Source organism: Aeromonas sp. PS2Canimalfood6, assembly GCF_048276795.1.
Lineage (GTDB): Bacteria > Pseudomonadota > Gammaproteobacteria > Enterobacterales > Aeromonadaceae > Aeromonas > Aeromonas caviae.
Genome location: NZ_JBLUXC010000018.1, coordinates 59,569 through 72,202 on the forward strand (window position 1 = coordinate 59,569; position 12,634 = coordinate 72,202).

The window sequence follows — 12,634 nt, forward strand, 5'->3', positions numbered from 1 at the left end:
TTACTGCCTTGGTAGGGAGAGGGTGGCCTGCAGGCCGCCCTGGGGGCGATTTTCCAGCACCAGGTCGCCGCCGTGGGCGTGGGCGATGTTGCGGGCGATGCCAAGGCCCAGCCCGGTGCCGGCGGCATCCGTGCTGAGGCGATAGTAGGGCTCGAAGATGCGCTCGAACTGGTCTTCCGGCAGGCCCGGGCCCTCGTCCATGATGAAGAGGATCAGCATCTCCTCGTCATCCATGATGATGATGCGCACGCGCTGGCCGTACTTGATGCCGTTGTCCACCAGATTGCCGATGCAGCGCTTGAGGGCCAGCAGCTTGCCGCGGTAGGGCCACTTGCAGTGCCCCTCTATGGTGAGCAGATCCTCGTGCAGGTTCATGGACTCCGCCATCTGCTCCAGCAGGGCGTTGATGTCGATCTGCTCGAGGTTCTCGTGAATGTCGGTTTCCTTCACCGTCTGCAGCGCCCCTTTGACCATCAGCTCCAGCTCGTCGAGATCCTTGTTGAACTTGGCGATCTGCGCCTCGTCGTCCAGCAGCTCGACCCGCAGCCGCAGCCGGGTGATGGGGGTCTTGAGGTCGTGGGAGATGGAGCTGAACAGCCGCTCCCGATCGTCGATGAAGCGGCGGATGCGTTGCTGCATGATGTTGAAGGCGCGGGTGGCTGCGACGATCTCGGAGGCACCCTCCTCTTTGAGGGAGGGCTGGTCGATGTCCTTGCCGAGGTTGACCGCCGCCTTGGCGAGCCGGCGCAGGGGGCGGGTCTGCCAGCGCACCAGCATGAAGGTGAAGAAGCAGAGGAACACCGTCATCAGGGCGATGAAGCGCACCTGGTTGCTCGGCATCACGGTGTCATCCAGGGTCATGTAGGGGGCGGGCAGCAGGGCCGCCAGATAGAGCCACTCCCCCGGTTCTATCTCTATTTGGGTCACCAGCACCGGCGGATTGATGGGCTCCAGGGACAGGGTGTAGCGGGCCCAGGAGGAGGGCAGATCCGCCAGCAGGGTGTCGTTGTTGAAGACGTGCAGCTCCTCGGGGCGGGAGAAGTCCACCTTGATCGCCATGGCGTCGGAGAGCTTGCGGGTCAGCACTTCCTGCACCTCCTTCAACACCAGCGTCTTGCGCTCGCTGTCGGGGATGGCGCTGATGTGGATCTCTTCCTCGTTCAAGGAGACGAAGAAGCGGCTGCCCCCCATGTTGCGCAGCTGATCCAGCGCGATGTGACGGTACTGCAGCGGCAGGGACTTGAAGAAGTTGACGGTGGAGGCGGCCGACAGCGCCAGGTTGCGGGTGGTGCTGAGCATGCCCTCCAGCTCCCGCTTCTGGATCTGCTGCATCCAGATGCCGGTGAGTATGGTCTGGGAGAGCAGGATGGCCAGCAGCAACAGCAGCAACATCCGCGACAGCAGGGAGCGCGGCACCAGGGCTCGCCAGAACTTCTGCCCCGTCATGGCAGCGTGTGTCTCTTGTCGATCAGCATGGGGTGCTTACCTCTGTGCCTTGCCGTTGCCCCGTGATGGGTCTCTCTTCTGCCCGTTCAAGGTCTCACCGTAGCGTCTGTCTGTTACGGGATCTCGTGGACTTCGGCGATCAGCATGTAGCCGCTGCCGCGAATGGTCTTGATAATGCGCGGGCTCTTGCCGTTGTCACCCAGCTTCTGGCGCAGGCGGCTGATCTGCACATCGATGCCGCGCTCCATGGGCAGGCTCTCGCGACCGCGGGTGGCGTCCGAGATGGTATCCCGGTCCAGGACCACGCCGGGCTGTTGCAGGAACATGCCGAGCAGCAGGGCATCGCTGCCGGAGAGATCCAGCAGGCTGCCATCTTCGTGGGTCAGCTGGTGGCTCAGGGTGTCCAGGGTCCACTCGGCGAAGCGCAGCCGACGGCTCGGTTCCTTCTCTTTCTCCGGCTGGCGGAATTCGGCGCGGCGCAGCAGCGCCTTGATGCGGGCCTGCAGCTCGCGCGGGCTGAACGGCTTGGCGATGTAGTCGTCGGCGCCAAGTTCCAGACCGATCACCCGGTCAGCCTCGTCGGAGGCGGCGGTGAGCATGATGATGGGTACCTGGGAGTCGCGGCGGATCTGCTGGCAGAGGGTAAAGCCGTCGTCGCCGGGCATCATGATGTCCAGAATGATGAGGTCCGGGCTGTGCTGGGCCAGTTGTTGGCGCATCTCGTTCCCTTCAGCCGCGGTCAGTACCTCAAAACCGGCCCGGGTCAGGTACTCGTTGAGCAGCTCGCGGATCTCCCGATCGTCGTCGACGATAAGCAGTTGTTTGCTCGTTGACATATGTATGTGCATCCACCCATTTTTTTGTGCAGATTGAACCTGTCGGGGGAGTAAAAAGCAAGCAAGCCCCCCCTCTAATGTGAAGTTATGGGCAATATAGCCTCAGGATTGGCCCCGATCGCGGGAAAAGAATAAAAAAGGCCGACCCAAACGGGCCGGCCAACACGCAGATTCCGACGGCAGGAGCGCACCCCGTGTGGCGCGTTCCACAGACTCGACAGCAGGGTCGGCAGGCCGACCCGGTATTCGTGATGGGGCCGCAGTGCCGGGAAGCAGGGCCGCCTTCTGTCTGTTGTTGCCGCCCCGAGGCGGCGTCCCTGACCGGTGAGCGGTCAGGAGTGATTCACTTACACCCGTTCGAACACGGTGGCGATGCCCTGACCCAGGCCGATGCACATGGTGGCGACTCCCAGGGTGGCGTCCTTCTCTTCCATCAGGTTGATCAGGGTGGTGGAGATGCGGGCACCGGAGCAGCCGAGCGGGTGACCCAGGGCGATGGCGCCACCGTTGAGGTTCACCTTCTCGTCCACCAGATCCTGCAGACCCAGATCCTTCACGCAGGGCAGGGACTGGGCGGCAAACGCTTCGTTCAGTTCGAACAGATCGATGTCGCCGACGGTCAGACCGGCCCGCTTGAGCGCTTTCTGGGTGGCCGGCACCGGGCCGTAACCCATGATGGCGGCGTCACAGCCGGCGATGGCCATGGCACGTACCTTGGCGCGCGGGGTGAGGCCGAGCGCCTTGGCACGGTCCGCACTCATCACCAGCATGGCGGCGGCGCCATCGGACAGGGCCGAGGAGGTGCCGGCGGTGACGGTACCGTTGACCGGGTCAAACACCGGGCGCAGCTGGCTCAGAGTCTCGACCGTGGTCTCCGGGCGGATCACTTCGTCGTAGTCGTAGAAGAAGCGGGCGCCGCTGGCGTCATGACCTTCCAGCCCGACGATCTCCTTGGCAAAACGGCCTTCCACGGTGGCGGCGTGAGCGCGGCGGTGGGAGCGGGCGGCAAACTCGTCCTGCTGCGATCGGCTGATGCCGTGCAGCTTGCCGAGCATCTCGGCGGTCAGCCCCATCATGCCGGAGGCTTTCGCCACCGACTTGGCCATGCCGGGGTGGAAGTCCACCCCGTGGCTCATGGGCACGTGGCCCATGTGTTCGACGCCGCCGATGATGAAGATATCCCCATCACCTACCTGAATGGCGCGGGAGGCATCATGCAGCGCCTGCATGCTGGAGCCGCACAGGCGGTTGACGGTGACTGCCCCCACCTGCTTGGGAATGCCGGCCAGCAGGGCGGCGTTGCGGGCAATGTTGAAGCCCTGCTCCAGGGTCTGCTGCACGCAGCCCCAGTAGATATCCTCGATCTCGTTCGGGTCGAGGTTGGGGTTGCGCAGCAGGATGGATTTCATCAGGTGCGCGGACAAGTCTTCTGCACGCACGTTGCGGAAGGCGCCGCCCTTGGACCGGCCCATCGGGGTCCGGATACAGTCGACAATGACTACGTCTTTCATGAATGGATCTCCTTTCCGCAATCAGTAGAAGGTTTTGCCCTGGGCAGCCATCTCGCGCAGCTTGTCGCTGACGCGGTAGAGCGGACCCAAATCGGCATACTGGTCGGCCATGGCCACGTAGCGATCCAGGCCAATGGTGTCCAGATAGCGGAACACGCCGCCGCGGAAGGGAGGGAAGCCCAGACCGTAGACCAGCGCGATGTCGGCTTCGGCTGGCGTGGCGACTATGCCCTCTTCCAGGCAGAGCACCACCTCGTTGATCATCGGGATCATCATGCGGGCGATGATGGCTTCCTTGTCGAAATCCTGCTTCGGCTTGGCGATGGGGGCCAGCAGCTCGTAGCTGGCGGCGTCGGCCACCTTCTTCGGCTTGCCCTTCTTGTCCTGCTCGTAGGCGTAGAAGCCCTTGCCGTTCTTCTGACCGAAGCGGCTCGCCTCGTACATCACGTCGATGGCGGTACGACCTTCCTTGCTCATGCGTGCCGGGAAGCCCTGCGCCATCACGTCACCGGCATGGTGGCCGGTGTCGATGCCGACCACGTCCAGCAGGTAGGCGGGGCCCATGGGCCAGCCGAACTCCTTCTCCATCACCTTGTCGACGGCGGCGAAGTCGGCGCCGTCGGCGACCAGCTTGTTGAAGCCGAAGAAGTAAGGGAACAGCACGCGGTTCACGAAGAAGCCGGGGCAGTCGTTGACCACCACCGGGGACTTGCCCATGGCGGCGGCGTAGGCCACCACGCGGTTGATGGTTTCATCGGAAGTTTGCTCGCCGCGGATGATCTCCACCAGTGGCATGCGGTGCACCGGGTTGAAGAAGTGCATGCCGCAGAAATTCTCGGGGCGCTTCAGTCCCTTGGCCAGCAGGGAGATGGGGATGGTGGAGGTGTTGCTGGCGAGCACGGCGTCTTCGCCGATGATCCCTTCCACTTCACTCAGCACGGCCGCCTTCACTTTCGGGTTCTCGACCACGGCTTCGACCACCACGTCCACATGCTTGACGTTGTCATAGCTGAGGGTTGGGGTAATGGCGGAGAGCACCTGGCCCATCTTGATGCCGTCGATGCGACCGCGCTCGAGCTGGCCGTTGAGCAGCTTGGTGGCCTCATTCATGCCAAGTGCCAGCGCTTTCTCGTTGATGTCCTTCATCACCGCCGGGATGCCCTTGCTGGCAGACTGGTAGGCGATGCCACCCCCCATGATGCCGGCACCCAGCACGGCGGCATGGCCGGTGGCCTTGTTTGCCTGCTTGGCGGCCTTCTTGGCCAGCGCCTTGATGTGCTGATCGTTGAGGAAGATGCCGACCAGCGCCTTGGCCACGTCGGTTTTCGCCAGCTTGATGAAGGTGGCGGCTTCGGCGGCCAGCGCTTCGTCACGGCCCATGCCAGCGGCGGCTTCCACCGTCTTCACGGCGGCCATGGGGGCCGGATAGTGTTTGCCCGCCACGGCGGCAACCATACCGGCGGCGGTGGTGAAGCTCATCATGGCTTCCAGTTTGGAGAGGCGCAGCGGGGCCTTCTTGGCGGCGCGGCGGCCCTGCCAGTCCAGCTTGCCTTTGATCGCGTCCTTGATCATCTGCACGGCGGCGCTGTGCAGCGCGTCGGGGGCGACCACGGCATCGATGGCACCCACCTTGAGGGCGTCATCGGCACGGTAATCCTTGCCGGTGGTGATCCACTCCAGCGCGTTGTCGGCTCCGATCACCCGCGGCAGACGGACAGTGCCGCCAAAGCCCGGCATGATGCCGAGCTTGGTCTCGGGCAGACCGATCTTGGCCGTGGTGTCGGCCAGCCGGAAATCGGTGGAGAGAATGGTCTCGCAGCCGCCGCCCAGAGCATGGCCCTTGATGGCGGAGAGGGTGGGTACCGGCAGATCTTCGATGGCGCTGAAGATGTCGTTGGCCTTTTTCAGCCAGCCGAGCAGGTCTTCTTGCGGCAGATCGAACAGTTCCAGGAATTCGGTGATGTCGGCGCCGACGATGAAGGCGTCTTTGCCGGAGGTGAGGATCAGACCTTTTAGTTCACGTTCTTGTTTTAATGCGGCGATCGCTTCGCTCAGGGAGAGCAGGGTAGCGCGATCCAGCTTGTTGACTGAACCCGGGGCATCGAACCTCAGTTCGGCAATGCCGTCTTCGAGGTAGCTGACCGTCAGGGTTTCGCCTTGGTAGATCATGAGAGTGTCTCCTTGTTCCCACATGGTGGGGGGTGGTGCTCCTTTATCCCCAGCAGGGGGCGAGGCTCACTATTGATCCAAAAGGAGACATTTTCAACACCTATTTAAAACATTTGTTTAACAGTTATCGAGTAAAAGCTCTTCATCACAAAACGGGCAAAAAAGAGGCGCCTTGCGGCGCCTCCGATGGAGATGAGCGTGGTATCAGCTAGCCAGTTCCGGCCGGTTGCGATACTGGTTCAAGACCTCGGGATCGGCGAGGGCGTGGGTGTTGTTGACGGGGCGGTTGTGCACCACTTCCCGCACCGCCAGCTCCACTATCTTGCCGGACTTGGTGCGGGGGATGGCATCCACCTGCAGGATGCGGGCAGGCACATGACGGGCGGTGCAGTGCTGCTTTATTTGCTGGCGGATCCGCTCGCGTAGCGGCTCATCCAGCTTGCAGTCCGCCTTGAGCTTGACGAACAGCACCACCCGCTCGTCCTGTTTCCATTGCTGGCCGATGACGATGCTCTCTTCCACCTCGTCGAGTTGTTCCACATAGCGGTAGATCTCGCTGGTGCCGATGCGCACGCCGCCCGGGTTGAGGGTCGCGTCGGAGCGGCCGTAGAACAGAATACCGCCGGTCGGGGTCAGCTCGATCCAGTCCCCGTGGCACCAGATGTTGTCGAACCGCTCGAAGTAGGCGGCGTGGTACTTGTCGCCATTTTCGTCACCCCAGAAGTAAATGGGCTGGGCCGGGAACGGCTTGGTACAGACCAGCTCGCCCTTCTCACCCAGCACCGGCTGGCCCGCCTCGTTGAATACCTGCACCGCGAGACCAAGGCCGCGCCCCTGGCTCTCGCCGCGATAGACGGGGCTCAAGGGGTTGCCGATGACGAAGCAGGAGCAGATGTCGGTGCCGCCGGAGATGGAGCTGAGCTGCACATCCGGCTTTATCTGCTGGTAAACATAGTCAAACCCCTCCGGCGACAGCACGGATCCGGTGCTGCAGATGAGGCGCAAGGCAGGCAGGTCGTGGGTCTTGATGGGGGCATAACCCTGCTTGTGCAGCACATCGAGATACTTGGCCGAGGTGCCGAACAGGGCGACCTCTTCGTCCCGTGCCAGATCCCACAGCACGTTGCCATCCGGGTAGAAGGGGGAACCATCGTAGAGCACCAGGGTGGCGCCGGAGGCGAGGGCGCTTACCAGCCAGTTCCACATCATCCAGCCGCAGGTGGTGAAGTAGAAGATCCGCTCCCCCGGCTTGATGTCACAGTGCAACTGGTGCTCTTTCAGGTGTTGCAGCAGGGTACCGCCGATGCCGTGCACTATGCACTTGGGTTTGCCAGTGGTGCCGGAGGAGTAGAGGATGTAGAGCGGATCGTTGAAGGCCATGGGCTCGAAGGTGAGCTGGGCATCATGCTGGCTTGCCAGCAATTGCTGCCAGTCGTGGCCAAGCTGCAGCGGGTTGCCGAGCAGGGGGATCATTACCGTCTGCTCTAGGCTGTCGAGCTGACCGACGACGCTGGCCACCTTGTCCTGAATGTCGATTGCCTTGCCGCCGTAGCGGTAGCCATCCACCGCGAACAGCACCCTGGGACGGGTCTGGCCGAAGCGCTCCACCACGCTGGCCTCGCCAAAATCGGGACTGGTGGAGGTCCAGATCGCGCCGAGGCTGGTGGTTGCCAGCATGGCCACCACTGTTTCCGGGATATTGGGCAGGTAGGCTGCGACCACATCACCCCGGCCTATGCCCTGGCTGCGAAGCCACTGGGCCAGGCGGGCGACCTGATCTGCCAGCTCATGCCAGCTCAGGGTCCGGCTTGGGCCCCCTTCGATGCGGGAGATGATGGCCGGGCTCTCATCCTGGCGGCGCAGCAGGTTCTCGGCGAAGTTGAGCTGGCTGTCGGGGAACCAGCGGGCGCGCTGCATATCCTGGCGGTTCTCCGCCACAATGTTGCCAAGCTCGCCCTTGACGCCGCAGTGCTGCCACACCAGGGGCCAGAAGCGGGTGGTCTTCTCCACCGACCATTGATACAGGTCGGCATAGCTGCGCAGTTGCAGACCATGGAAGTGATTGACCTCGGCCATGAACTGGTGGAGGTTGGAGTGCTGCATCCTGTCCTGATCCGGTGTCCACAGACAAAGGTTTTGCATGAGTCGTTCCTGACGGCTGATATCTACTGTCTGTGGGCAGTGTATTGAATTGTTCTTTGTTTGTTAATTGTCTGTTTTATCTTCATAACAAAAAGCCTGTAACCTATGCGTTACCTCACGAAGCGAAAGCCGGGTGGCTCGAGCCTTGATTCGCTTGATGTTATGCTGAAGTCACATTCGCCCGGAGCAGGACGCCATGAGCAGTTACAGCCAACTTTTTGCCCAGCATCTCGACACCCTTCAGCAGCGTACCCGCGACATACTGCAACAGCAGGGACTGAGCGGTCTGGCTATCCACTCCGGCCAGACCCACCGCATCTTCCTCGATGATCAGGATTATCCCTTCAAGGTGAATCCCCAGTTCAAGGCCTGGCTGCCGGTGCTGGACAACCCTCACTGCTGGTTGCTGGTGGATGGCATGAGCAAGCCGGTGCTGCTGTTCTACCGGCCGGTGGACTTCTGGCACAAGGTGGCGGAGTTGCCCAACGCCTTCTGGGTCGACTTCTTCGATATTCGCTTCCTGACTCGCCCGGAGCAGGTTGCCGATCACCTGCCGGCCGACAAGCAGGATTGGGCCTATCTGGGCGGCCATCTGGAAGTGGCCGAGCTGCTGGGACTGGGCCAGCCCAATCCGGAGGCGGTCCTCAACTACCTGCACTACCACCGTGCCTACAAGACGCCCTATGAGCTGGAATGTCTTCGCGATGCCAACCGCATCGGCGTGCGCGGCCACATCGCGGCCAAGGACTCCTTCATGGCGGGGGCGAGCGAGTTCGAGATCAACCTGGCCTACATGAAGGCGGTCGGACAGGGGGCCAATGAGGCGCCCTACGGCAACATTGTTGCCATCAACCGCAATGCGGCCATCCTGCACTACACCCATCTCTCCACCCAGCGGGTGCCGGATGCGGAGCGTTACTCCTTCCTCATCGATGCCGGTGTGGACGTGCACGGTTATGCCTCCGACATTACCCGAACCTGGGCCTGGCGCCGCGGTGAGTTCGCCGATCTGATCGCAGCGCTGGATGCACAGCAACAGGAGATCATCGACGAGATCAAGCCGGGCCGCCGCTACAGCGAGCTGCACCTGCAGATGCACCACAGGCTGGCGCGCCTGCTGCAAGCCACCGAACTGGTAGACATGTCGGTGGACGAGATGATCCACACCGGGGTGACCAATGTCTTCTTCCCCCACGGTCTCGGTCACTTCCTCGGCCTGCAGGTACACGATGCCGGCGGCTTCATGCAGGATGAGCGCGGCACCCACCTGGCGGCCCCCGAGCAGTTCCCCTATCTGCGCTGCACCCGGGTGATGGAAGTGGGCCAGGTGTTCACCATAGAGCCGGGTCTCTACTTCATCGACAGCCTGCTGGAGCCGCTGCGCCAGGGTGAGCAGGGCAAGCGGGTCAACTGGAACAAGGTGGAGGCGCTGCGTCCCTATGGTGGCATTCGCATCGAGGACAACGTGGTGCTGCATGCCAATGGGGTGGAGAACCTGACCAGACAAGCAGGGCTCTGATGACGACGGATTACCCCATACCGGCAGCCCCGCTGGAGGTGAGCGAAGAGATGAAGAAGAGCCGCTTCATTACCTACATCGCCCACACTCCGACCGTCGAGGCTGCCAAGGCCTGGATAGACGAGATCAAACAGCAACACCCGGGAGCCCGGCATCACTGCTGGGCTTTTGTCGCCGGCGCCCCGCAAGACAGCCAGGTTTATGGTTTCAGTGATGATGGCGAACCCTCGGGCACGGCGGGCAAGCCCATGCTGGCCCAGTTGATGGGGGCCGGCCTTGGCGAAGTCGCCGCCGTGGTGGTGCGCTATTACGGTGGGGTACTGCTGGGGACCGGTGGCCTGGTCAAGGCCTATGGCGGTGGTGTGGGGGCAGCACTCAAGCAACTTGAAACCTGTATCAAGCGTCAGTTGACCTCTTCCGTGATCCAGTGTGACTACACCGACATGGGGGCCGTGGAGTCCCTCATCTCTGCCCATCAAGGGCAGTTGCTGGTGGCCGATTATGGTGCCAGCGTCACCCTTCAGGTAGCGTGGGAGTCTGCGCTCTGGGCCCGTATCGCACAGGAATTGACCGACCGGACCCAGGGTCGGGTATCCCTTCGTCCCTTAGATGGCTAGAATCCATCGCTCTTTTAGTCTGAAGAGGGAGCCGGAATGCAGATTCTGAGCATCATTCGTATCGTCGGTCTGCTGGTTGCCCTGTTCAGCTCGACCATGCTGCTGCCCGCGATGGTTGCTTTTGGGTATCGTGATGGCGGTGGTACCGAGTTCGTCAACTCCTTCGTCATTGCCCTCCTGCTCGGCCTCCTGCTCTGGTTCCCCAACCGCCACCAGAAAAAGGAACTCAGGTCCAAGGAAGGCTTCCTCATCGTGGTGCTGTTCTGGGTGGTGCTGGGGAGCGTGGGGGCCGTCCCCTTCATCATCAGCGACGTGCCGAACATGTCGGTCTCGGAGGCATTTTTCGAGTCGTTTTCCGGCTTGACTACCACGGGCGCAACGGTGCTGACCGGGCTGGACAATCTGCCCAAGGCGTTTCTCTTCTACCGTCAGCTGCTGCAATGGCTCGGTGGCATGGGGATCATCGTGCTGGCGGTGGCCGTGCTGCCACTGCTGGGTATCGGGGGCATGCAGCTCTATCGCGCCGAGATCCCGGGGCCCGTCAAGGATAACAAGGTGACCCCGCGCATCGCCGAGACGGCCAAGGCGCTCTGGTTCATCTATCTGTTGCTGACCTCCCTGTGCGCTCTCGCGTACTGGATGGCGGGAATGACGTTGTTCGATGCCATCTGCCACTCCTTCTCCACCTTGTCGGTGGGGGGGTTCTCGACCCACGACGCCAGCATCGGTTTCTTCGACAGCCCGGCCATCAACCTGATCACAGTGGTGTTCCTGTTGCTGGCGAGCGTCAACTTCGCGCTGCACTTCATGGTGTTTGCCCACAAGCCGGTGCGCGTGAGCAGTTATCTGCGTGACTCCGAGCTCAAGGTGTTTCTGAGCATCCAGTGCGTGCTGGTGCTGATCTGTTTCGTCTCTCTGCTGTTCCACGGCCACTACGATACCTGGCAGGATGCGCTCAACCATGGCCTGTTCCAGGCGGTGTCTCTGGGCACGACCACGGGGTACAGCACTACCAGCTATGCGGATTGGCCCTCCTTTCTGCCCATGCTGTTGATGTTCTCCGCCTTCATCGGCTGCTGCGCCGGCAGTACCGGGGGGGGCATCAAGGTGATGCGTTTCATGATCTTGTTCCTGCAGGGGATGCGTGAACTCAAACGGCTGGTGCATCCGCGGGCCATCTACACCTTGAAGCTGGGGCGGCGTGCCGTACCGGAACGGATCGTGGAAGCGGTCTGGGGCTACTTTGCCACCTACATCATCCTGTTCTTCATCTTCATGTTGTTGCTGCTGATGACGGGGCTGAACGAAGTGACGGCCTTCTCCGCCGTGGCTGCGGCATTCACCAACGTGGGGCCGGGTCTGGGGGAGGTGTCGGCCAATTTCGGCAATATCTCGGCCACTGCACAGTGGATATTGATCGTGGCCATGTTGTTTGGTCGATTGGAAATCTTCACACTTCTGGTACTGTTTACTCCTGCATTCTGGCGTAGTTGAGGTTGGTATGGACAAGATTTTGGTGCTTTATTCTTCCCGGGACGGGCAAACGCGGAAAATCGTGGATGTCATGCTGGAGGAAATATCAGGATGCGAAGTGGTGATGCACGACCTGCACACCCTGCCCATGTGCAACCTCAGCAAGTATGCCAAGGTGTTGATTGGCGCTTCCATTCGCTATGGTAACTTCCACCCCAGCCTGCTTAGCTTCATACACGCACATCATGAACAGTTGGAAGTAGCCAATGCGGCGTTCTTCTGCGTGAACCTGACGGCACGCAAGCCCGAGAAGCAGACGCCGCAGACCAACGCCTACATGAAGAAGTTTCTGCGCCTCTCTCCCTGGAAGCCGAAAACTCTGGGGGTGTTTGCCGGGGCATTGCAGTACTCCCGTTACAACTGGTGGCAGACCCGTATCATTCAGTTGATCATGAAGATGACCGGGGGCAGCACGGATACCAGCAAGGATCTGGAATTCACCGACTGGGACAAGGTGCGCGGCTTTGCCCGTGAGTTTTGGTCAAAAAAGTAACAGTGACGTCATTCAAAGCGGCCAGAGCCCTGCGTAAGCAGGGCTTTTTGTTTGATAAGTAGGCGTTCGAGCCACAAAAAGTTAAAAAGGACTATTTTTCGCAAAATAGCCCTTGTCATCCCGGCGCGGCTCCCTATAATGCGCCCCTACCAGCACGGCGGACCACGCCAACCTGATGAGCCAGCTTCCTTAGGAAGTGGGCGCCGAAAGAAAAGCGAAAACAATCGCTTGACTTTCGAAGTGAGGGGCGTAAGATGCGCCTCCTCAACGCGATAAGCGTGACGCTCTTTAACAATTTGAATCAAGCAATCTGTGTGGGCACTCACAGCATCGAGCATCAAAAACAATTTTTGATTTTCAATGTCTGA

The 12,634-nt window shown here is 61.3% G+C and carries 10 protein-coding genes; 4 read left to right on the forward strand and 6 right to left on the reverse strand.

Annotated features, from left to right (window positions below; genetic code table 11):
• From ACNPAA_RS09980 to ACNPAA_RS10000, 5 genes are all read right to left on the reverse strand, one after another.
• Complete coding sequence (locus ACNPAA_RS09980; protein WP_417891727.1) at positions 1-1,446, reverse strand: ATP-binding protein; 1,446 nt, start codon at positions 1,444-1,446, stop codon at positions 1-3.
• A gap of 113 nt (positions 1,447-1,559) precedes the next feature.
• Complete coding sequence (locus ACNPAA_RS09985; RefSeq protein ID WP_010672413.1) at positions 1,560-2,282, reverse strand: response regulator; 723 nt, start codon at positions 2,280-2,282, stop codon at positions 1,560-1,562.
• A gap of 347 nt (positions 2,283-2,629) precedes the next feature.
• Positions 2,630-3,793, reverse strand: a complete 1,164-nt coding sequence (fadA, locus tag ACNPAA_RS09990; protein ID WP_053288895.1) for an acetyl-CoA C-acyltransferase FadA — start codon at positions 3,791-3,793, stop codon at positions 2,630-2,632.
• Positions 3,794-3,814: 21 nt separating this feature from the next.
• Positions 3,815-5,962 (reverse strand): fatty acid oxidation complex subunit alpha FadB, encoded by a 2,148-nt coding sequence (gene fadB, locus ACNPAA_RS09995; RefSeq protein ID WP_201872468.1) that lies wholly within the window; start codon positions 5,960-5,962, stop codon positions 3,815-3,817.
• Positions 5,963-6,166: 204 nt separating this feature from the next.
• Positions 6,167-8,104: an acetoacetate--CoA ligase gene (locus tag ACNPAA_RS10000; RefSeq protein WP_201872469.1), complete on the reverse strand. Its 1,938-nt coding sequence runs from the start codon at positions 8,102-8,104 to the stop codon at positions 6,167-6,169.
• A 196-nt stretch (positions 8,105-8,300) separates the two neighbouring features.
• Here ACNPAA_RS10000 and pepQ point away from each other — a divergent pair, with 196 nt between their 5' ends.
• Genes pepQ through hemG form a run of 4 tightly spaced genes read left to right on the forward strand, consistent with a single transcriptional unit; the run spans position 8,301 to position 12,266 of the window.
• The gene (pepQ, locus tag ACNPAA_RS10005) at positions 8,301-9,623 is read left to right on the forward strand and encodes a Xaa-Pro dipeptidase (protein WP_201872470.1); all 1,323 of its coding nucleotides are present in this window, start codon (positions 8,301-8,303) and stop codon (positions 9,621-9,623) included.
• Positions 9,623-10,240: a YigZ family protein gene (locus ACNPAA_RS10010; RefSeq protein ID WP_043156013.1), complete on the forward strand. Its 618-nt coding sequence runs from the start codon at positions 9,623-9,625 to the stop codon at positions 10,238-10,240. The genes pepQ and ACNPAA_RS10010 overlap by 1 nt, the downstream gene beginning before the upstream one ends.
• Before the next feature lie 36 nt (positions 10,241-10,276).
• A complete protein-coding gene (locus tag ACNPAA_RS10015; protein WP_042881326.1) occupies positions 10,277-11,734 on the forward strand; it encodes a TrkH family potassium uptake protein in 1,458 nt (485 codons plus the stop codon).
• 7 nt (positions 11,735-11,741) lie between these two features.
• Positions 11,742-12,266 carry a menaquinone-dependent protoporphyrinogen IX dehydrogenase gene (hemG, locus tag ACNPAA_RS10020; RefSeq protein ID WP_043156012.1) on the forward strand — a complete coding sequence of 175 codons (525 nt, stop codon included), beginning with the start codon at positions 11,742-11,744 and terminating at the stop codon, positions 12,264-12,266.
• 146 nt (positions 12,267-12,412) lie between these two features.
• Here the strand turns inward: hemG and ACNPAA_RS10025 are convergent.
• Positions 12,413-12,634: hypothetical protein (locus ACNPAA_RS10025; protein ID WP_417891728.1), on the reverse strand; the 222-nt coding region annotated here is incomplete at its 5' end.